Below are 22,459 nucleotides of genomic sequence, written 5' to 3' on the forward strand. Positions count from 1 at the left end.
GGGCCAGGGGACCCATTTGGTCACCCTGCCCCGACGGGGCTTCCTGTGCTCCTAGGGTCTGAGTGATGTCGTGATCAATCTTTGTCGTTCCGGATCCGTCTGGGAGGCGGATCCAGTAGGAAGACTTTTGTGACGTGCAGGCAACTCACCGACGAGCGACGGAAGTTGATCGAGCCGTTCCTGCCGATAGGTGAGTACGGCCCGTACCCCGAGCGGCTGCGCGAGCAGTTCGAGGGGGTGATCTGACGGTTCAGGACAGGCGCGCAGTGGCGGGAGATGCCGGAAGCATTCGGGCCCTGGCCGACCGTCTACGGACGCTTCCGGGTCTGGCGGAACGCCGGTGTCTTCACCGCCCTGCTGGAGGGCCTGATCGCCGAATCCGCCCGCCAGGGCAAGACAGACCTGTCCCTGGTCAGCGTGGACTCCACGACCGTCCGTGCTCACCACGACACCGCGTGTCCGCAGATCCACCGAGGCGCAGCGGGGCCCGCACCCACTCGGGCCCCGCTGCCGGCATCCGCTCCTGTCTCAAGGGAGCGGATAGGCGTTGATTCCGCTATCGCAGTGCCCACTGCTGGTTGGTGCCGCTGTGGCAGGACCAGAGGGTGGTCCTGGTGCCGTTGGCGGTGCCGTCGGCGTTGGCGTTGGCGTCGAGGCATAGTCCGGAGTGGACGCCGGTGATGGTGCCGTTGGGGTTGACGTTCCACTGTTGGTTGTTCTGGCCGTTGCAGTCCCAGATGATGACCGGGGTGCCGTTGGTGGTGCCGCGTCCGCTGGCGTCGAGGCACTTGTTGCCGTGGACGGTCAGTTGTTTGCCGGCGGCGTAGGTCCAGGTCTGGCCGGCTGCGCCGGTGCAGTCCCAGAGTTGGGTCTGGGTGCCGTTGGTGGTGCTGGAGCCGGGGACGGTCAGGCAGCGGCCGGACTGCGCGCCCACGATCTGCTGAGCCGTTGTCGGCGGTGGGGTGGTGTCCTTCGGTCCGGCGGACGCCATCACGTCCTGGGCACCGGAAGGCCAATTGCCGTTGGTGACCGTGACATTGCCGGAGACCACGTTGCCGCGGTCCCCGTTGGTCACGTTCGTGCTGCCGTTGGTCGACCAGTTGTTGGTGACGGTCCAGTTCCCCATGTTCTCGCCACCCCAGTAGTTGGCCGTCGCCCACGTACCGGTGTTCGAGAAGACATTGTTGGTGGCCGTGTAGTACTTCGAGCCCTCGTCGAAGTACAGCCCGAAGTGTCCGTTGGTCCGCAGGCAGTGGTTCCGGCTGATCAGCGCGCTCGGGTTCCATCCGAGCGTGTAGATGCAGCCACCGTCGTTCATCTGCTGCATGACATCGTGGATGTAGTTGCCGATGAGCCGGTTGTTGGACGCGGTGGTCGGCGTCGTGTAGCGCGGCTGGTAGTTGTACAGGCCGCGGTTGGCATAGTGGTTGCTGCCGCCCGCGTCGTTGGCGCCCCAGCCGTACCCGATCGACATGCCGGAGTACGGCATGTTGTAGACCTCGTTCTGGGCGACGGTGCTGTTGGTGACGTACGTGGTCAGGACAGAGACGATGCCCCGGTGGTCCGCCCCGAGGTCGTGGATGCGGTTGTTGCTGATCGTGATGTTCCTGTTGACCATGCGCTGGTCGCTGGGGTGGTGGGCGTCGGCGCGCACGCCGCCCACGAGGATGCCACCGGCTGAGCTCCGGGCGATCTCCGACCGCGTCACCGTGATGTTGTCGGCGCCCAGGCCGACGCCGCTGGCGTGCGCGTTGGCGTCGTTGCCGATACCGATGGCCGTCTGGCCCAGGTTGACGAACTTGGAGTCGCTGAAGGTGATGGTGTTGGCGGCGGAGATCTGCACGGCGGCCGGCATCTGCAGCCAGTGTGGCCGGGCGGCCTCGAACTGCGTGCAGCCGTTGTGGCAGGAGTCGAAGCTCGGCCAGCTCCAGTTGCCGGCGATGTACGCGCCGGTCTGCTGGTCTGCGTAACCCTGGTTGCTGCTGGGGCCCAGCCAGCTCGTACCGGTGAAGGTGATCCCGCTGAACGTGATGTGGTGCGCCGGCTCGCTGTACGTGCCCCCGAGGTTCACCAGCGACTGCAGCGTCGGCAGTTCCACGCCGGCGGTGCTCATGTTCTGCCCGGCCAGGGGGATGTAGTACAAGGCTCCGGCCGTGGGGTTGAGGTACCACTCGCCGGGCGAGTCCAGGAACTCGTACGCGTTGGACAGGTAGAACGGACCGGCCCGGTGTGGCCGCATGAGGGTGTCGTAGCCGAAGTTGTTGTTGTTCCACGCCGGCTGCTGCATCGTGATGAAGTTCGCACTGATGCTCTGCACCGGCGAGTACCGGTCGGTGAAGGAGTTGACGCTCTCCACCTCGATCCGGCTCTGGTTGGCCAGGTTGTTCAGATAGCTCAGCGCACCGCCCGAGAACCTCATTCCGGCGGTGGTGGCCGTGAAATCGGCCCTGTTCACCTGCGTGCGTGCCCGGGTGGCGACGGCGCCGTCGACATAGAGCTGCCGGGCATCGACGCCGGCGGGCACGTCGGCCCGCCAGATGTTCTTGGCTGCGTCGGCGACCGACCAACCGGTGACCGCCCGGGCACCGGTGATCACCGGACGTGCCGACGGGGCGGCCTGCCACACGACCGTGTGACCGCCTGAGCCGGAGTCCTCCGCCGTCAGCCGCAAGGGTTGGGCCAGCCGGTACACACCGTCGGCCAACTGCACCACGATGTCGTCCGACATGGCGTCGTTGAGCGATCGCACCGCCGTCTGCGCAGCTGTCAGTGAGCACGGCTGCGCGCTGGAACAGTCAGTGCCGGTGCCGGACGGCGAGACGTACACAGTGAGGGGAGCTGCGGATGCGGGCGCGGGGGACGCCATCACCGCGGTCGTGGTTAAACCGACTGTGGCGGCTCCGGCCAGAAGCCGCCTTCGTATCCGACTGAGAGTTGTCAACACGCTTTCTCCTTATGGCAGTTCCCGGGCGGAAGGAGATGACGGCGCGACCGGGCTACTCGGTGTGCGGGGGAGCGTTCTCCAGTCCGCGGAGGACGGTTCGGAGGTAGGAAAGCCCGTCACGGGCGAGGGTGTCCTGCGACGGGGCAAGCGGCCGCCAGATCGAGGCCGCGGTAGCGATGGCCTCGTTCTGCGCGGTGAACGACTCGATGCACACCGCGCCGCCGTAGCCGGTCGTGGCCAGGCCGGCGAGGAAGCGTGGCCAGTCGAAGTGGTCGGCGCCCGGGGCGCCGCGGTCGGTGCCGCTGACCTGCACGTGCTTGATGTGCGGACCAGCCGTGACGAGCGCCTCGTAGGGGTCGGCCTCCTCGATGTTCATGTGATACGTGTCGATCATGAGACCGACATTCGCGGGCAGGCCGTCGATCAGCTCCACCGCCTGCTCGACCGTGTTGACGACGCTCGTCTCATAGCGGTTGAGGGCCTCCACACCGATGCTCACGCCCCGCTCCCCCGCGTAGTCGGCCACTGGCCGCAGGGCGCGGCGGACGTCCGCGTAGCAGGCCGCGCGCTCCACCGGTGACATGCGCCAGGTCCGCCCCACCGCGGCGTAGACCGGGCCGCCGACGCAGGGCGCGCCGACGGCCACCGCACTGTCCACACACGTTTTCAGGTACGCCTCGGTGGAGGCGACGGCCTCCGGCGGGGCGTTCACGAGGTCACGTCCGGGCGAGGTGACCGCACACACGCCGACCGCCCGCAGGCCGTACGCCGCCAGCAGGTCCCGGGTGCGGGCGGGGTCCCAGTCGCCGGGTTGCTCGATCGGCAGCTCGACCGCGTCGAAACCGAACGCGGCGATCCGCGGCACCAGCTCGGCCATGGCCGCGTCGTCGACCGGCGAGGCCCAGACCCACGGGTTGACACCGATGGTGTACACCGAACTACTTCCAGCGCCGCGGGTAACCGGGCAGGTCGGTGCAGCCGCACATCGCGTAGTGCAGCGGCGGCATGGTGGGGTCGACGTACTCGTCCAGGTTGTCCTGGGTGATGGTCGGCTGTGGCAGCTTCCACGGGTTCGGCACCTGCTCGCCATCGAGGATCTTCAGCGCGGCGATGATCGGGGTGCGCCACTGGTAGGTCGGGTAGGTCGGGGCGATCGCCGTGAGCTTCTTGTCCTTCCACAGCTTCAGGAAGTCGAGCTGGTCCTCGCCGTTGATCGGCGGCACCGGCTTGCCGGCGTCCTCGAACGCCTCCACCGCCGCGCCCGCGACCGCCCCCGCGTCCATCCAGACACCGTCGATCGTGCCGTACCGCTGGATGTAGTCGTTGACGATCTTCTTCGTCTTGGCCGGGTCGCCGTCGGTGAACTCGACGCCGACGACGTCGACGCCCGCCTTGTCGAAGGCGACCTTCGCCGCGGACCAACGGGTCTCCAGCACGTCGACGCCGGGCAGGATGCGCAGCGCGAGCACCTTGCCACCCCGCTTCATCTTCTGGGTGACGAACTCCGCCGCGACGTGGCCGAATCCGTAGCCGCCGATCGGGTTGATGAACGTCACCGGGCAGGTCGTGTCGACGCCGCGGTCGAAGACGATGACCGGCAGGCCCTTCTGGCAGGCGGCCTCCACGGCCGGGGTGAGCGTCGCGGTGGTGTTCGGCGAGACGATGAGCGCGTCGCAGCCCTTGCCGAGCAGGTCGTTGATGTCGGCGATCTGCTTCTGGTCCTTGCCTTCGGCATCGACGTGGACAAATTCGGAGATGCGGCCGCGGTGCGTGTCGACCTCGGCCCGCATGGTCTTGAAACCGACCTGGCGCCAGGGGTTGTTCAGCCCCGCGTTGGAGAAGCAGATCTTGTACGGTCCGGGCTTCTTGAACTTCGCGGTCTCCACCATCGCCGGGTTGAGCGCCTGCTCCCAGGGCTTGCCGGCCGGCCCGGTGGGCCCGGCGTCCAGGAGCGCGAGCTGCTTGTCGTAGTCGGCCTGCACGAAGAACTTCGACTGCTTGCCGGTGCCCGACCCGCTGCCCGCGGAGGGCGAACCCGATGCGCCGGTGGTGGGCTCGTCGGTGGAGCAGCCGGCCAGCACCAGTAAGGCGCTTACGGCCAGCACCGTCGTGGAATGCCTCACTGAATCCCCTTTATCTGGACGGGAAATTTATCTGGACGGGAAACGGAAGGACGCCGCCGCCACGGCGAACAGAATGATCGCGCCCTGGACGGTCGGTTTGAGGGCGCCGGAGACGCCGTAGAAGTTCATGAGCGTGAAGAGCGTCTCGAGGGTCAGCGCGCCCAGCATCGCGCCGACGACCGAACCGCGGCCCCCGCCCAGAGCGACACCGCCGAGGACCGCCGCGGTGATCGCGCCGAACTCAAGGCCGGCACCGGCCTGGAACGACACTCCGCTGTACCCGCCGATAAGGACCGCCGCGAGCGTGGCGGCGAGTCCGCTGAGGACGAACGCCATGGTCTTGGCGCGCCACACGCGCACGCCGCTCAGCTCGGCGGTCCGCGGGTTGCCGCCGACGGCGACCAGGGTGCGGCCGAAGTCCGAACGCGTCAGCACCAGCGCCAGAGCGGCCGCCGCCAGCAGGATGACCAGGGCGTACGGTATCCGGCCCAGCGCGGGCACGTCCTCGAAAGCCGACCGACCGAGCCGGCGGAACTCCTCGGAGAGGCCGCCCTTCGGGGCACCGTTGGACCACAGGTACACGGCACCGACGAGGATCAGGAACATCCCGAGAGTCGTGATGAACGACGGCACCCGCAGCCGCGTGGTGACGAGGCCGTTGACGAGGCCGACGGCGATGCCGAACGCGAGCATGAGCACGACGACAGGCCAGCCGGCCGACGGATCGCTGTCGATCAGCCGGGCCGCGATGACCACCTGCGCGGTGACCAGAGAGCCGACGGACAGGTCCAACTCGCCGGAGACGATCACGAAGTACTGGCCGGCGGCGAGCAGGATGATCGGCGCGGAGCGGCCGAGGAACGACATCAGCGATGGCGGCGAGAGGAAGTCCGGTTGGCGGGCGGTCAGCAGAACCAACAACACCGCCAGGATCACGATGATCGGTACGAGACCGCCGGAGCGGAACTTGAGGAGCCGCAGTGGGCGCGCGATCTGCATGCTATGACGCCTTTCGCATCGCCCGGCGGGCGTAGACGGCGACCGCCGCGATGATGATCACGCCACGGATCACCTGCTTGAAGAACACGTCGACCTCGAGCTGGTTGAAGATGGCGTCGATGCTCGCGAGCAGCAGCACGCCACCGACCGTGCCAACAACGCCGCCGCGCCCGCCGGCCAGGGCGGTGCCGCCGAGCACCACCGCGGCGATCGACTCCAGGTCGTACAGTCCCTCGGTGCCCACCCTTGGTGCGCCGGCGCCGAGCCGACTGGCGAGGTAGACCCCGGCGAGGCCGGCGCAGAGGGCGCACAGCACATGGGCGGTGACGAGGACCCGGCTGTTGCGCACGCCGGAGAGCCGGGCGACCTCCGGGTCACCGCCCACGGCGATCAGGTGGTGGCCGAAGCGGGTGCGCGCCAGCACGAACCAGGCCGCGGCGGCGACGGCGAGCAGCAGCAGGAACGACAGCGGCACCGGGCCGATGCGCTGGTACCCCAGGCCCTGCACCAGGGCGGGTGCGGTCTTGCCGGCCGGGCCGTCGTATCCGTTGTCGAGGTATCCCTTCAGCAGCAGTCCGACGCCGACGGTCGCGATGAAGGGGTTGATCCGCGCTGTGGTGACGAGCAGGCCGTTGACGAGGCCGATCGTGGCGCTGACGGCGAGCGTCAGGCCGATCGCCGGCAGCAGCGCACCGTCGTCACCGGCCATGGTCTCGGCGGCGACGAGGGTGCTCAGACTGACCACGTACGCCACGGACAGGTCCAGCGAGCCCCCGACGATGACCAGCGTCTGGCCGACCGCGACGAGGCCCAGACCGGCGGCGACGTGCAGCAGGCTCACCGTCGTCGGCAGGCTGAACAGCCGGCCGCCATCGGCCGTGACGATGAGCCAACCGATCGCCAGGGTGAGGACCAGGGCGACGAACACGCCGGGCGGGGTCCGCCGGGCCGGCAGGGACAGCGCGCCGCTCATCCGGCCGCCCCCCGCACGGTGCCGACCGCCAGGGCGACGACATCCTCCTCTGCCGCGCCGGCGGGTAGCTCGCCGGCGATCCGGCCGTCGCGCATGACGATGATCCGGTCGCTCATGCCGAGCAGCTCGGGCAGCTCGGACGAGACCATCAGCACGGCGGCGCCGTCGCGGGCCAGCCGGCGGACGAGATCGTGGATCGCCGACTTGGCGCCCACGTCGATGCCCCGGGTCGGCTCGTCGAAGAGCAGGATCCTCGGGGCGAGCGCGAGCCACCTGGCCAGCACGACCTTCTGCTGGTTGCCCCCGGACAGGAAACGGATCTCCTGGTCCTCCCCTGCGGCGCGAAGCTCAACGGCCGCGAGCAGCTCCCGGACCCGCGCGGTCCGGGCACCGCGGCCGACCCAGCCCGGGCGGACGGCGCGGCCGGCCAACAGCGCGTTGTCGAGCACCGACTGCTCGGCGACGATCCCCTCGCCCTTGCGGTCCTCGGAGACGTAGGCGATACCGGCCCGCATCGCGGCGCGGGGCGAGCGCAGCCGGACCGGCGCTCCGTCGACGGTCACCTGGCCGGTGCTGAACGGTGCGGCGCCGAACAGTGCGCGGGCCAACGCCGACCGGCCGGAGCCCTGCAGGCCGCCGACGCCGAGCACCTCGCCGGCGCGCAGCCGTAGGTCGATGCCGCGCAGTTTCCGGTTGCCTCCGCCCCGGACAGTCAGCCGCACCGGGCCCAGCTCCTGCGGCTTCGCCGGGTCGGGGTAGTAGCTCGACAGCTCGCGGCCGACCATGTGGCGCACCAGCTGATCGGCGCTGGTGTCCGCGGTGTCCAAGGTGGCCACCGCCCGGCCGTCCTTGAGCACGGTGATCCGGCTGGACAGGTCGAAGACCTCCTTGAGGCGGTGCGAGACGTACAGCACGCCTATCCCGTGCTCCTGCAACCGCCGTACGAGCGCGTAGAGCTGGTCGACTTCGTGGTCGGCGAGAGCCGCGGTGGGCTCGTCCATGATGAGCAGCCGCGCGTCGAGGGCGAGCGCCTTGACGATCTCGACCACCTGTTGTTGCGCCACGCCGAGTCGTCCCACGCGCGTGTCGGGCGGTAACGAGCCCTCCCCGATCGAGGCGAGGAGCCCCGCGGTGTGGCTGAGCATCGCCCTACGGTCGACGAGCCCGTGGCGCAGGGGCTCGCGGCCCAGGCAGACGTTCTCCGCGACGGTGCGCTCGGGCAGCAGGGTCAGCTCCTGGTAGACGATGCCGATACCGGCCTGTTGGGCCTCACGTGGGCTGCGGAACGTCCGCGGTGCGCCGGCGAACTCAACCGTGCCCTCGTCGGGCTGGTAGACGCCGGACACCACCTTCATGAGCGTGGACTTGCCGGCGCCGTTCTCGCCGACGACCGCGTGCACCTCGCCCGGCCGGACCTGGAGGTCGACGCCATCGAGCACCCGCACGCCGAGGAACGACTTGCCGATGCCTCGCAGAGCGAGCAGCGGCGACGGCAGCAGGCCAGACATCGTGGGACCCTCTACATTCGCGTCGTCAGCAGGATTGAGTCACCGATAGCTGAATTGGTACGGCCGGCATGGAATGACAGCTCCCGCCCGCGAGCTGTCGTCGAATAGCCGCGAACTTTCGCCGGACGCGATGGCGACATCGCGGCCCCGAGGGTAAATGCCTCGATGAGCGCCTGGCAATACCACCGGACATCACAGTAGGAAGTTCGCCGTTCGATTGCTCAATGTGGACCGGCGATCAGTCGACAGCGATTGATACGCCAAAATCTGTTATCGAATCGGCCCGTCCACAGTCGCCCGCCAAACGACGACGATTGATGCCCAAAAAGTGTTATGGAATCGGCCCGACGACAGTCGCGCACCAAACGACGATAATTGATACCCAAAAAGTGTTATCGAATCGGCCGCACCCGAGCCATATTGACTGTTGCAATACGCCGCTGCATGCTGGCCGCCAGACCACGGGAGACGGTCGCATCTGGAGTGACGCCCCTGTATTCCGTAGGGACTTGACTGCCCGTCACGGCGGACGGGATGACGAGCTGACGGCACACGCGTGCCTACGACGCACTCAGGCACTCTGGCGCATCGGAGGTGCGGCCGACGCGTGCCCGTGGTCATGCCATCGTTGCTCCGCCGAAATAGGAGACGGCATGCGTCGCATCATATTAATCTTCGGGGCGATCGCGAGCGTGCTCCTGTCGCTCGTCATCGCCCAACCGGCGTCAGCGGCGCCGGCCTTCCGAGCCCTGGTCTTCACGGAGACGGCCGGCTACCGGCACGATTCGATCCCGGCCGGCCTCGCGATGTTTCGGGAGCAGGCGGCGGCCAACAACTTCGAGTTGGTCCATAGCGAGGACTCGAGCGTTTTCACCCCGGCAAACCTCGCCACCTTCGACGTGCTCATCATGTTCCAGACCTCGGGAATGGTGTGGAACACGGCGGCCCAACGTCAGGCGGTGGAGGGCTACCTCGCCAGCGGCAAGGGCATCGTCGCGATCCACAACGCCACAGACATGGGCATCGAGAACGAGTACCCGTGGTGGGACCAGACCATCAACGGCAGCGCACACATGCCGGAGCACTCCCCCGGCGTGCTGCCCGGCGCCGCCATCGTCGCGGACAAGAAGCACCCGTCGACGGCCGGCCTGCCGGACCGATGGAACCGCAGCGAGGAGTGGTACAACTTCGACCGCAACCCCCGCGGCGACGTCCATGTCCTGGTCACCGCGGACGAGCGCACGTACAACCCGGGCCCCCGCGCCATGGGGCCGGACCACCCCATCTCCTGGTGCCGCAACACCGGCGGCGGCCGCGTCTGGGCCACCGCCATGGGGCACACCAGCGCGGCCTACAGCGAGACCCATTTCCGCAACCACGTCCTCGGTGGCGTCAAGTGGGCGGCCGGCAACGAGCCCGGCGACTGCGGCGGCACCGTGTGGAGCAACTTCGAGAAGCGCACCCTCGACGACAACACCGCGGACCCGATGGCTCTCGCGGTCGCCCCGGACGGGCGGGTGCTCTATGTCCAGCGGGCCGGTCAGCTGAAGATCTTCAAACCGACCACGAACAGCACCGTGACAGCCGGCACGCTCAGCGTCTACACCGGCGGCGAGGACGGCCTCACCGGACTGGCGCTCGACCCCGACTTCGCCAGCAACGGCTACGTGTACCTGTATCACTCCCCGGCCGGAGTCCCGAACGACATCAACCGGGTCTCCCGGTTCACGCTCACCGGCGACACCCTGAACATGTCGAGCCAGGTGACGATCATCGACATCCCCGCGACCCGGGACCGCACGTTCGCCGAGCCCGGGCACACGGGCGGGTACATCGAGTTCGGCCCCGACGGGAACCTCTACATCGGCACCGGGGACGACGTCCCACCGAACCTCGACTCCAACTGGCAGGGCTACGCCCCGCTGGACTGGCGGCAGGGCAAGGCCAACCTCGACGCCGCCCGCACCGCCGGCAACACCAACGACCTGCGTGGCAAGCTCCTGCGCATCCGGCCGTCGGCCGACGGCGGCTACACCGTCCCGGCCGGCAACCTCTACCCGCAGGGCACGGCGCAGACCCGGCCGGAGATCTACGCGATGGGCTTCCGCAACCCGTTCCGCTTCTCGATCGACCCGGACAACGGGTGGGTCTACCTCGCCGACTACGGCCCGGACCGGAACCCGCCCGCGACCAACCGCGGCCCCGAAGGGCTCGTCGAACTCAATGTCATCAAGGCCCCGGGCAACTACGGCTGGCCGTTCTGCCACGGCGACAACCAGGCCTACGCGCCCTACAACCCGAGCACCGGCGTCGTCGGCGCCAAGTTCAACTGCAACGCACCGGTCAACAACTCGCCGAACAACACCGGCCTGACCAGCCTCAAGCCGATCGTCGCGCCGAACATGTGGTACGGCTACGGCGTCTCACCGAACTTCCCCGAACTCGGCTCCGGCGGCTCGGGGCCGATGGGCGGACCGGTCTACCGCTACGACGCCGCGAACCCGTCCGAGACAAAGTTCCCGCCCTACTACGACGGGGTCCACTTCTTCTACGAGTGGTCGCGCCACACCGTCAAGGAGGTCCACTTCGACTCCGCGACCGCGGTCACCCGGACCAACTCCTTCTTGCCCGCCGCCAAGTTCCTCAAGCCGATGGACATGGAGTTCGGGCCTGACGGTTCGTTGTACCTGCTCGAATGGGGCACCAACTTCGGCGGTGGCAACAACGACTCGGGTCTCTACCGCATCGACTACAACCACGGCGGACGGTCGCCGATCGCCAAAGCCACCGGAACGCCCACCAATGGGGACGCGCCACTGAACGTGCAGTTCAGCAGCGCGGGGTCCACGGACCCGGATCCCGGCAGCACGCTCAGCTACCACTGGACGTTCGGCGACGGCACCACGTCCACGGCGGCCAACCCGTCACACACCTACACCGCCAACGGCAACTACACCGCCCAACTCAAGGTCACCGACAACACCGGCAAGACGGCCTTCGCCAACGTGCCGATCACCGTGGGCAACACCGCACCGAAGGTCACCATCACGATTCCGCCCGACGGCGGCATGCTGGACTTCGGCGACCGCGTCTCGTACAAGGTGTCTGTCTCGGACCCCGGCGGCGCGCCCATCGACTGCACAAAGGTGTTCGTCAACCCCGCCCTCGGCCACGACGACCACCAGCATGAGACCACGGACTACCCGGGGTGCTCGGGCACCATCGACACGACGCTGCTCGGCGGGCACCCTGACGGCGCCAACCTGTACTACGTCCTCAACGCCCGTTACACCGACGACGGCGGCCCCGGCGGTGCGGCCCCGCTCACCGGCTACGCTCACGCGATCCTCCAGCCCAAGCACAAACAGGCCGAGTTCTACACGGACCAGTCGGGTGTGCAGGTCGTCGAGCAGGCCGGCGCGGAGAGCGGCAAGCGGGTCGGCAACATCTCCGCCAACGACTGGATCGCGTTCGACCCGATGAGCCTGTCGGGCATCACGAACGTGAGCTACCGCCTGTCGTCGCCGAGCGGCGGCGGATCGATCGAACTGCGCGCCGACTCCCCGACCGGCACACTCCTGGCCACGACACCGGTGCCCAGCACCGGCGGCTGGAACAACTACCAGTCCACGCCGGCGGTGAACACTGCCGATCTCGCCGGCTCGCACCGGCTCTACCTGGTGTTCAAGGGCACCTCGAACAACTGGTTCGACCTCGACTCGCTCACCTTCGGCGGCAGCGGCGTCGGCGAACCGGGCGGCGGTGGTGGCGGCGTGGCCGGTCGGACCTGGACGGTCGCAGCGCAGCACAGCGGCAAATTCATGGACGTCAACGGCGCCTCGACCGCTGACGGCGCCCAGATCGTCCAGTGGTCGGCCACCGGCGGCAACAACCAGAAGTGGCAAGCCGTCGACGCCGGTGGCGGCGCCGTCCACCTGAAGGCGGTGCACAGCGACAAGTGCCTCGCCGTCACCAACGGCTCCACCGCCCAGGGCGCGTTCCTGCAGCAGTCCACCTGCGACAACGGCAACCCGCAGAAGTTCCTCGTCACACCGACCACCACGGTGGGCGTGTACACGGTGAAAAGCCTCCCCAGTGGACTGTGCGTCGACGTCAACGGCGGCTCGACGGCCGACGGCGCACGACTCCTGCAATGGAGCTGCCACAGCGGCACCAACCAACAGTGGCGGTTCACCGCCGTATAGCCCGTCCGAACGGGATGCCCGGCGCGGTTGCGCGCCGGGCATCCCTCTCTACGAACAGGTGAGGAACCGCCATGGTGTTTCGGATACCTCGGCCCCGCCGGTACGGACGGCTGTCCGCGCTGGGCACAGCCCTGGTGCTTGTCGCCGTCGGCGCCACCGCGGTGGCGGCACCGATCGAGCCCGGGCAGAGCGCCCCCATCGTGGGCGCGCAGTCCGGCCGCTGCCTGACCGTCCCCGGCGCCGGCACCACCAACGGCACCCAGACCCAACTCTGGGACTGCACCGGCGCAGCCGGACAGACCTGGACCTACACCGCCGGCAAACAACTGACCGTCCACGGCAACAAGTGCCTCGACGCCAGCGGACGCGGCACCACCAACGGCACCCCGGTCATCATCTGGGACTGCAACGGCCAGAACAACCAACAGTGGAACGTCAACCCCAACGGCACCATCACCGGCGTCCACTCCGGACTATGCCTCGACGCCAACGCCGACGGCACCGCCAACGGCACCAGGACCACCCTCTGGTCCTGCCACAGCGGCACCAACCAGCAGTGGAACTCGCCGACCCCGCCGGTGCCGGGCGGCGCGGGCACGTGCGACATCTACGCCTCAGGCGGCACCCCCTGCATCGCCGCCCACAGCACCGTACGAGCGCTCTACGGCACCTACAACGGGAACCTCTACCAGGTCCGGCGCTCGTCCGACAGCACGACCCGGAACATCGGCGTCCTGAGCGCGGGTGGCGCCGCCGACGCGACGACGCAGGACTCGTTCTGCGCGGGGACCACCTGTGTCATCACCGTCGTCTACGACCAGTCCGGCCGCGGGAACGACCTGTGGTACCAGGGATCGAGTGTGGTTCCCGGCTCCAACCAGAGCCGCCCGGCGATCGCGACGTCGGAGTCACTGGCGGTCGGCGGCAGCAAGGCCTACTCGCTCTACATCAACCCCGGCAACAGCTACTGGCGGGACGGCCACCTGACCGGCGTGCCGACCGGCAGCGCCCCCGAAGGCATGTACATGGTGACCAGCGGCACCCATGTCAACGGTGGCTGCTGCTTCGACTACGGCAACAGTGAGACGACCCGAGCGGCCGACGCGGCCGGGGCGATGGACGCGATCAATTTCAGCACCCAGTGCTGGTTCGGCGGGTGCGTCGGCAACGGCCCATGGGTCCAGGCCGACCTCGAATGGGGGCTCTACTCCGGTGGCAGTCAGAGCTGGAACACGAACCAGCGGGCCTTCACCAGCAAGTTCGTGACGGCGATGTTGAAGAACAACGGGACGAGCCGTTTCGCGCTCAAGGGTGGCAACGGCCAGACCGGAAGCCTGACCACGCTCTGGGACGGCGCACTTCCGCCCGGCTACAGCCCCATGAAGAAGCAGGGCGCCATCATCCTCGGCAGCGGTGGTGACTGCTGCAAGCCCGGCGGCGGCGCGAACCTCAGCGCCGGCACCTTCTACGAGGGCGCGATGGTGTCCGGATACCCGTCCGACGCAACCGAGAACGCGGTACAAGCCAACATCGTCGCCGCCGGCTACCGCTGAGTCGCTACATCCATGGACGGCACGATCCGCAACGGTCAGAACGGGTTGTGCCCGGATATCAACGGCGCAAGCACCGCCAACGGCTCCGCGGTCATCGTGTGGAGCTGCCACGACGGTGCCAACCAGCGCTGGACGCGGGCATAGGCGCACGAGTGAAGGCGGTACGTGTCGGCGGCCGCTATGGCCGTGTCGAAGTCGTGGGCCCGGCCAGCGGCCTGGGCGGAGGCGAGCCGGTCGAGTCAGGCCCAGCTCGAACTCCACCGCCCTGCCGAGGCGATCGAGACCCTGAGCACCGCGCGTACGACGCTGCTCGACATCCAGGGCGCCTTCGATGCCGGCCGGGCGCTCGCGTGGCTGGCCCGAGCCCACGTCGCGGGCGGCGCCCCGGGCGAAGGCGAAGAGGAGGGGCGCCGGGCGGTCGCCGAATGCGATGCTGCGGGATCGGAGCGATGGCGTGTTGCGATGCGGTACCGAAGCAGTGCGGCCGACGCCCTTCGCGAGGGCGTCGGCCGCACGGGAGCGGACGGCGGAGTCAGATCTGGTCCGCGACGAACGACGCCATCCGTGCCAGCGGCGCGTTCCAGTTGATCGTGTGTTCGTTGGTCGACCAGGACTGGATGTCGTCGATGTAGCAGAACTGACCGACGCAGCCCTGGAGTTTGCTCTGTGCGTAGGGGTCCTGGATGCTCGAGTTCGGTCCTCCGGCGAGCGTGCCGGCGGGCGGGTTCGGGAGGTCCGGGTCGAGCTGGTGGGCGTACCAGCGGCTGTGTTGGTTGCGGGCGTCGACCTCGCCGTAGCCCGTCACGTAGGAGATGTTCAGGGCGTTACGGCCGAAGATGTAGTCCATGCTCTGCAGCGCGCCCTCGCGGTACTTCGACGCCCCGGTGATGTCGTACGCCGTGGCGATGACGACCGCGTTGTTGAGGATCTGGTGGTTGGAGCCCCAGTCGTAGAGGTTGTTGTCGGGGGCGTACGGCATGCCGTACGGGTGTGCCTTGAGCGTGGCCAGGTAGCGGTCGGCGCCCTTGATCACGGACTGGCGGATCTTGTCGCGGCCGGGCAGTCTGTTCGGCACGGTCGCCAGGTCCAGGCGGCCCGCGGCGGCCGTCCTGGCCCAGTCGAAGCCGATGGGTTTGAAGATGTCGGCGGTGTGCACGGGCGAGTCGAGGACGAAGTCGGCGAACTCCTTCTCACCCGTGGTGAGGTACAGCTGGGCGGCCGCCCAGTAGAACTCGTCGGTGGCGTTGTTGTCGGCGTAGGCGCCGCCGCCGATGCCGTCGCTCTCGGAGGCGTGGAGCTCAGGGTGTTGGCGGGCTGCCGCCCAGGCGGTCCGCGCCGCGTCGAGGGTCTTCGCCGCGAAGGCGCGGTCGTAGGGGCGGTACAGGCGGGCCGCCTGCGCGGCCGTGGCCGCCAGGTTCAGGGTCGCCGCCGTGCTCGGCGGGTGCAGTTCACGCTTCTGCGGGTCGTCGCCGGGCATCAGGGGCAGGCCGGTCCACTGCTCGTCGTGGATCTTGTGGTGGGCCATGCCGGCGAGCGGCTTCCCGTCCGGCACCTGCATCTTCAGCAGGAACTCCAGCTCCCAGCGGACCTCGTCCAGTAGGTCTGGCACCCTGTTGCCGCTCTCCGGGATGTCGAGCGAGCCGTCGCCCAGCTTCCCGGCCTGCCCGGTGCGGGCGTACAGGGCGCGCTCGTAGGTGCTGAGCACCTCCCACGTGGAGATACCGCCGTTGACGACGTACTTGCCGTGATCGCCGGCGTCGTACCAGCCGCCGGTGACATCGAGCGTGTAGTCGCAGACGCCGGGCTGGCAGGGCACGTCGTCGTCACCCTTGTTGGGGGCGACGTTCAGATGGCCGGCTGCGCGGCCGTAGCCGGGGCGCAGGTCGTCGCTGATCCCGATGCCGCTGCGCTGGGTGTAGTAGTACTTCAGCGAGTCGAGCCGCAGCCGCTCGTAGGCGCTCGCGTCGATGTCGAAGGGTCGGCTGGTCTCACCGTCGACGACCAGTGTGAGGCCCGCGCCGCGCTTGCGGTAGGAGCCGAAGTCGATGGAGTGGACGTTCTGCCCGGAGGAGGCGTCGAGGCCGCGCGGGGTGGTGCGGCCGTGGGCGACCACGGCACCCGAGGCGTTCTTCAGCTGCCAGGGGAGCTTCGTCGTGGCGTCGGTGACCAGGGTGGCGTTCTTCGGCCCGGCGGGCAGATAGGCGACCTGGTTGACACGCACCCGGGGCCCGGTGTCGGGCTCGTACACCTCCGGCGGCACCCCGCCGAGCAGCGACACGTCGTCCATGCAGAAGGTGAACGGGTCGGCATCGCCGCCGAGTTGGAAGCCGACCTGAGCCTGGGCGGTGTCGACGGGCGAGGTGAAGGTGTATGAGTACGAGTCGCCCGCGACGTTCAGCTGCGGGCTCACCTCGAACCAGGTGTCGTACGGCGCCACCGACAGGCCGACGATCGCCCGCAGGATCTTTCCCTGGGGGGTGCCGGAGGCGGAGAAGCTGAACCGGTACGACTCGCCCTTGACGAGGGTGATGTCGTTCTGGCCGACTGCGGCGTCCCAGCGGTTGGTGGTACCGCCCGGGACCTCGGCGCAGAGACGGCCGTCGGTCAGGCCCGCGGTGACGTTGCTGGACGTCCACCATGGGGCGGTGGTGGTGTCGAAGGTGCCGTTCTTGACCTGTTCGACCTCCTCGGCCTGGGCCGAGCCGGTGGGCAGCGCGGTGAGCGCCGCCGCGAGGAGGGCCGTTATGGCGAGCAGGGTGGTTCTGCGTCGTTTCACGTCTGGGCTCCTCGGGGGAGGTGGGCGCACAGCGGTGACCGATGGCGTGGGAGCGCTCCCAGAGGCCTACGTTAGCCATGTTGTTCGAGACCTGACAGCCCGTCAACTACCCGGACAGGACTGGTTCTGTGTCCGGTTTCTCGTCCGGACCTCGAAGCGGTGACTCCGCTTGCGCGCCGGGACGGTACGCCCCTGGTGGTCGGCCCGCGTTACGTCGAAGGAGATCAGGTACTCGGCGTCGGGGACCGCCACTCCCCGGGCGTCGACGATCTCGGCGGTCACGAAGACCAGGGAACGCGGGTCCGCCGCGAGGGACTTGCGGTCGCCCTTCGGACGCCCGGCGTGCGGCTCGTCGGCCGTGCGCAGGACAACGGTGGCGAAGACCCGCCGTTCCTGCGGGCCGGTGCCTTCAACTCTCTTGCGGTAAGGGCCGTCGGTGAAGGTCTTGTCGCATCCGGTCACGTCGGTGGGCTCCAGGCAGGGCGCCCGTCGACGGTCCCCTTCGTCGAACTTCCTTGCCCCGAGTGACCGGCGACGGCTCGCTCGTCGAGTGGAACGAGGGGGCACGACGCCTGCTGGGCTGGCCCTCCGCGGAAGTCGTCGGTCGTCCCGCGGCCGAGTTGCTCGCCTCTGGAGGATCCTTTCTGCCGCCCCCGCCGGGCAGCCTCAGCTGGAGCGGGACGCTGGCACTGCGTCACCGTGACGGCCGCCGGGCAACTCGGAAGGGCCACCGCACAGTGGCAGGTGGCCCTTCCAGCGTGCCGCGTCAGCTCAGGGCAGGGTCCATTTCTGGTTGGCTCCGCCGTGGCAGGTCCACAGGTGCACGAGGGTGCCGTCCGACGAGTTGGCGCCCGACACGTCCAGGCACTTGCCCGACTGCGGGTTCCGCAGCGACCCGTCCGGATACGCCTGCCAGTTCTGGTTGGCGCCACCGTTACAGGACCACAACTGGACTCTCGCCCCGTCCACCGTGCTGTTACCGCTCACATCCAGGCACTTGCCCAACGCCTTGACCGTCGACCCCGGCGCCACCGTCCACCGCTGCCCCGCCGAACCCGCACACGACGAGATCTGCACCGCCGTCCCATCCGCCGAGCCGCCGTTACGGACATCCAGACACTTACCCGCGACCCCCACGACCGGACCCACGCCGGGTGCCGGGCCGCCGCCCAGCTCCTTGATCCGGACGTTGCGGAACGATACGTCGTCCCCCGTGCCGTGATTCTGGATGCCGACGTGGCCGGCGAGCGAGCGGGCGGGGTCGGTGTTGGTGAAGTCATTGATCTTCACGCCATTGAGCCAGACCTGGAGCCGCTCGCCCTCCACCAGCAACTCGAAGGTGTTCCACTCGCCCGGTGGGTTGAGCGCCGCGTCCCGGGCAGCCGTGTCCGGGGCCTTGATGGCGTAGATCGAGCCAGTCGTGCGGTCAGGCGCGTCGGTGGCGTCGATCTGGACCTCGTAGCCGTTGTTCAGTGCCGACGACGGGTCGCTCGACGGTGGGAAGCCCACGATCACGCCGGAGTTGTCGTCGCCGGGCATCTTCCAGTCCAGCTTCAGCGAGTAGTTGGTGAACTGCCGGGCGCTGTACCAGAGCATGCCCAGGCCGCCGTTCGAGGCGAGGGTGGCGTCCGAGTTGGTGAAGCCGCCTGGTCCGGCCTGCGACCAGCCGGTGGTCGAGCCGTTGTAGAGGGTCGTGTAGCCGGTCTCAGGTCGGCAGTCGGCCTTGGTCTGGCCGGCCGCGTACCGGATGCCGCCGAGCAGGTGCGCCCGGAACGCCGGCTCCGCGTACGACGCCTGGCTGTGCCCGCCGCCGGTGTAGAAGGCCCGGCCCCCCGAGTAGGTCTTGCACCAGGTGTGCGGGTGGTCGGCGCCCATCGAGCCGCCCGAGTACGAGGACTCGTCCAGCGTGGTGAGCACGCGCGCGGTGGTACGGGGGTTGGTCCGGAAGTTGTACCACTCATCGGTGCGGGTCCATGTCTGCGGCAGGTGGGCGGTCGCCGCGTGCGCCCGCCCCTCCACCTTGACGTTGGCCTGCTGGACAGCGGGGTGCGACGCGAAGTACGCGCCGACCAGATCGCCGTAGAATGGCCAGCTGTACTCCGTGTCCGCGGCCGAGTGGACGCCGACGAAGCCGCCGCCCGAGCCGATGTACGACTGGAACGCCGACTGCTGGGCGTCGTTCAGAACGTCCCCGGTGGTGTTGAGGAAGACCACCGCCTCGTAACGGCTCAGGTTGCTGGTGGTGAAGTGGTTGCCGTCCTCCGTGGCCGTCACCGTGAAACTGTTCGCCGCGCCGAGGTCGCGGACGGCCTGGATCCCTGCCGGGATCGAGTCGTGCCGGAAACCGGCCGTCTTGGAGAACACGAGGACGTCGTAGGGCGTGTCCGCGGCATTGACGGGGGTGGGCTGCCCGACGAGGGCCAGGGCGGCGAGTGTCGCGGCCGCCCCACCAAGCAGGCTTCGGGGTTGTCTGCGCATGTCCGTCGCTCTCTTCTTGGTGACAGAAATCAGGGCAGGGTCCATTTCTGGTTGGCTCCGCCGTTGCAGGTCCACAGGTGCACGAGGGTGCCGTCCGACGAGCCCGCGCCCGACACGTCCAGGCACTTGCCCGCCTGCGGGTTCCGCAGCGAACCGTCCGGGTGCGCCTGCCAGTTCTGGTTGGCGCCACCGTTGCAGGACCACAACTGGACTCTCGCCCCGTCCGCCGTGCTGTTGCCGTTGACATCCAGGCACTTGCCCAACGCCTTGACCGTCGACCCCGGCGCCACCGTCCACTGCTGCCCCACAGAGCCCGTACACGACGAGATCTGCACCGCCGTACCATCCACCGAGCCGCCGTTACGGACATCCAGACACTTACCCGCGACCCCCACGACCGGCCCCACGCCGGGTGTCGGGCCGCCGCCGGGATTGAAGGTGAACGCGTCGACGTCGAAGAGGAATCCGGAGCCGCCGGCGAACGTCAGGTAGAGCGTGGTGGTGCCGGCCGGTGCACCGGAGATCGAGCCGTTGACGGTGGTGAAGTTCGTCCACGAGCCGGTGACCGGGACGGTGGCGGAGCCGAGGATGGTGCCGGTCGGCGAGCCGGCCCGAACCTGCAACGTGCCGCCCGCGCCGGCTGACGACACCCGGGCGCTGAACGACGTGGCGTTGCTCAGCTTGTACGGCTCGAATGCGATCCAGTCGCCGTTCTCGATGTCACCGACGGACTTGCCGCCCTCGGCGGTCGACTTGTCCAAGGTGGCGATGCCGGACGATGTCTTGTAGTGCTCGGCCTGCCGGTGCTTCGGCTGCAGGATGTGCTGCTTGTGCGTGGTGAGCCCGGCGTTGTCGGTGTACTCGGCATCGAAGACCCCGAAGATGTTCGCCGCGTCGTCGTGCTCACCGTCGACCGGGATGGTGATCGTGCCGGAGCAACCGGTCTTCGAGGTGATCGGGTGGCCGTGGCTGTCGTGACCGACGATGTACGTCAGCTTGACCTTGGTGCAGTCGACCGTGCCGTCCTCCGGATCCGTCACGGTGATACTGAACGGCACGGTGTCGCCGAAGGCGAAGATCTCCCCCGCGGCGGGGCTGTTGATGGTCACGGTCGGCGCGGTGTTGCCGACGGTGATCCGCACGTCGGCGGTGCCGGTGGCACCCTGCGGGTCGCGCACGGTCAGCGTGGCCGTGTAGTCGCCGTTTGTGTTGTACGTCTTCGTCGGGTTGGCGACGGTGGAGGTGGTGCCGTCACCGAAGCTCCACGCATAGGTCAGTGCCCCTCCGTCAGGGTCGGAGGAGCCGGCCGAGGAGAATGTCACGGTCAACGGCGCCGCGCCGGAGGTCCGGTTGGCGCCGGCCATCGCCGTGGGCGCCCGGTTGCCGCCGCCGACGTAGTCGAAGCGGTAAAGGGCAGAGTATTGGTCGCCCTGGTACAGCCCGGCGCCGTAGTCCAGCACGTAGTAGGAGCCGTCCGGGCCGAACGCCGAGTCGATCACCTGCTTGCCAGTCCAGGGGAAGCTGTCGATGGTCCCCGGGGAGCCGTCGGCGTTGAGGTGGATCGGCTTGATCCAGCCGCGGCCGAACTCCGTGGCGAAGAACTGCCCGTCGAACGACTGCGGGAACTTCGTGGGCGAGCTGACGTTGGGGTCGTACCGGTACACCGGGCCCGCCATCGGCGACTCCGAGCCGCTGCCGAACGCCGGCGGGCTGCCGGCGTCGCCGCCGTAACGGATCCAGGCAGCCTTGGCGGGGGGCAGCGCGCTCAAGCCGGTATTGCGGAACGAGTTGTTCGTCGGCCCGCCCGCGCAGTTGTACTTCGCGCCTGCCGTGTTCGTAGCGAAGTCCCACTCGGCGTACGTCTCGGAGCTCGTGTTCGTGCCATTGCAGTATGGCCAGCCATAGAAGCCCGGGCCCGTGATGCGGTTGAACTCGACCTGGCCCTGCGGTCCGCGCGCCGAGGTGGCGCCGGCATCGGGGCCGTAGTCGCCGACGTAGACGATGCCGGTGGCCTTGTCCACGCTCATCCGGAACGGGTTGCGCAGGCCCATCGCGTAGATCTCCGGCCGGGTCCTGGCCGTGCCGGGCGGGAACATGTTGCCTGCCGGGATCGAGTACGACCCGTTCTCGTTCACCTTGATTCGTAAGATCTTGCCGCGCAGGTCGTTGGTGTTGGCGGCGGTGCGCTGCGCGTCGAACGCCGGGTTGCGGTTGGCCCGCTCGTCGAGTGGGGAATATCCGGCGGACTCGAACGGGTTGGTGTCGTCGCCTGTGGACAGGTACAGGTTGCCTGCCGCGTCGAAGTCGATGTCTCCGCCGGCGTGGCAGCAGATTCCTCGGTCAGCCGGCACGTCGAGGATGTCCACTCTGCTGGACTGGCTGAGCGTGAAGTCGGCGTTGAGCGTGAACCGGGAAAGCCGGTTGACACCCTGCCACGCCGACCAGTTGCCGCCGGTAGTCGGTGCGTCGCCTCCTGGTGTGGACAGCGGCGGGGCGTAGTAGAGGTAGATGTGCCGGTTGGTGGCGAAACCCGGGTCGATGCCGATGCCCTGGAGGCCGTCCTCGTCGTGCACGTATACGGGGATGTTGCCGATCACCGTGGTGGTGCCGCCCGCATCCGTGCGGCGCACGGTCCCGTTGCGAGCGGTATGCAGCACCGACCGGTCGGCGAGTACGGCCAGCGACATCGGCTCACCGACCTCCGGGACCCCGCGGGCCAGTTGGACCTGCTGGAAGTCGGCGGGGTTGATCGGGTGCGCCGAGGCCGGGGTCGCACTGGACACGGCCGCGGTGAGAGCGGCCGCGACCAGGAGCAGAGCCGAACCGATGGCCGGCCAACGTGCGGCCGCAGCCCTGATTTTCATGAACATGACAACACAGTCCCCTTCCTGAACAGGTGT

General features: G+C 68.6%; 13 protein-coding genes and 1 pseudogene. 4 read left to right on the forward strand and 10 right to left on the reverse strand.

The genetic code is table 11. The annotated features are described in order from the left end of the window. Positions 1-129 precede the first annotated feature (129 nt). Positions 130-474, forward strand: a pseudogene (locus ACQEVY_RS00970) (transposase); the annotation flags it as partial. An 82-nt stretch (positions 475-556) separates the two neighbouring features. Here ACQEVY_RS00970 and ACQEVY_RS00975 read toward each other — a convergent pair. The 6 genes from ACQEVY_RS00975 to ACQEVY_RS01000 form a co-directional block, all read right to left on the reverse strand. Then, the gene (locus tag ACQEVY_RS00975) at positions 557-2,866 is read right to left on the reverse strand and encodes an RICIN domain-containing protein (protein ID WP_432943753.1); all 2,310 of its coding nucleotides are present in this window, start codon (positions 2,864-2,866) and stop codon (positions 557-559) included. Between the two features lie 130 nt (positions 2,867-2,996). Further along, the gene (locus ACQEVY_RS00980; RefSeq protein WP_432943755.1) at positions 2,997-3,878 is read right to left on the reverse strand and encodes a sugar phosphate isomerase/epimerase family protein; all 882 of its coding nucleotides are present in this window, start codon (positions 3,876-3,878) and stop codon (positions 2,997-2,999) included. Between the two features lie 4 nt (positions 3,879-3,882). Beyond that, positions 3,883-5,067: an ABC transporter substrate-binding protein gene (locus ACQEVY_RS00985; RefSeq protein WP_432943757.1), complete on the reverse strand. Its 1,185-nt coding sequence runs from the start codon at positions 5,065-5,067 to the stop codon at positions 3,883-3,885. Between the two features lie 27 nt (positions 5,068-5,094). Beyond that, the gene (locus ACQEVY_RS00990) at positions 5,095-6,066 is read right to left on the reverse strand and encodes an ABC transporter permease (protein WP_432943759.1); all 972 of its coding nucleotides are present in this window, start codon (positions 6,064-6,066) and stop codon (positions 5,095-5,097) included. Between the two features lies 1 nt (position 6,067). After that, complete coding sequence (locus ACQEVY_RS00995; protein ID WP_432943761.1) at positions 6,068-7,039, reverse strand: ABC transporter permease; 972 nt, start codon at positions 7,037-7,039, stop codon at positions 6,068-6,070. Next, positions 7,036-8,547 (reverse strand): sugar ABC transporter ATP-binding protein, encoded by a 1,512-nt coding sequence (locus ACQEVY_RS01000; RefSeq protein WP_432943763.1) that lies wholly within the window; start codon positions 8,545-8,547, stop codon positions 7,036-7,038. Before ACQEVY_RS01000 ends, ACQEVY_RS00995 begins: the two co-directional genes overlap by 4 nt. 653 nt (positions 8,548-9,200) lie before the next feature. On the opposite strand from ACQEVY_RS01000, the gene ACQEVY_RS01005 reads away from it, so the two are divergent. From ACQEVY_RS01005 to ACQEVY_RS01015, 3 genes are all read left to right on the forward strand, one after another. Further along, the gene (locus ACQEVY_RS01005; RefSeq protein WP_432943765.1) at positions 9,201-12,752 is read left to right on the forward strand and encodes a ThuA domain-containing protein; all 3,552 of its coding nucleotides are present in this window, start codon (positions 9,201-9,203) and stop codon (positions 12,750-12,752) included. Positions 12,753-12,823: 71 nt separating this feature from the next. Then, entirely contained in the window at positions 12,824-14,305 is a 1,482-nt protein-coding gene (locus ACQEVY_RS01010) for an arabinofuranosidase catalytic domain-containing protein (RefSeq protein WP_432943767.1), read from the forward strand. Positions 14,306-14,317: 12 nt separating this feature from the next. Beyond that, entirely contained in the window at positions 14,318-14,449 is a 132-nt protein-coding gene (locus ACQEVY_RS01015; RefSeq protein WP_432943769.1) for a ricin-type beta-trefoil lectin domain protein, read from the forward strand. Positions 14,450-14,837: 388 nt separating this feature from the next. Here ACQEVY_RS01015 and ACQEVY_RS01020 read toward each other — a convergent pair whose 3' ends face one another. The 4 genes from ACQEVY_RS01020 to ACQEVY_RS01035 form a co-directional block, all read right to left on the reverse strand. After that, positions 14,838-17,081 carry a glycoside hydrolase family 9 protein gene (locus ACQEVY_RS01020; RefSeq protein ID WP_432943771.1) on the reverse strand — a complete coding sequence of 748 codons (2,244 nt, stop codon included), beginning with the start codon at positions 17,079-17,081 and terminating at the stop codon, positions 14,838-14,840. A 102-nt stretch (positions 17,082-17,183) separates the two neighbouring features. After that, on the reverse strand, positions 17,184-17,543 hold the full coding sequence (locus ACQEVY_RS01025; protein ID WP_432943773.1) for a hypothetical protein: 360 nt from the start codon (positions 17,541-17,543) through the stop codon (positions 17,184-17,186). Between the two features lie 309 nt (positions 17,544-17,852). Next, entirely contained in the window at positions 17,853-19,559 is a 1,707-nt protein-coding gene (locus ACQEVY_RS01030) for a ThuA domain-containing protein (protein ID WP_432943775.1), read from the reverse strand. Between the two features lie 29 nt (positions 19,560-19,588). Then, positions 19,589-22,429, reverse strand: coding sequence for a carbohydrate-binding protein (locus tag ACQEVY_RS01035; protein ID WP_432943777.1), 2,841 nt, complete (start codon positions 22,427-22,429; stop codon positions 19,589-19,591). Positions 22,430-22,459: the final 30 nt, after the last annotated feature.

The organism is Streptomyces sp. CA-288835 (assembly GCF_050936385.1).
GTDB lineage: Bacteria > Actinomycetota > Actinomycetes > Streptomycetales > Streptomycetaceae > Streptomyces.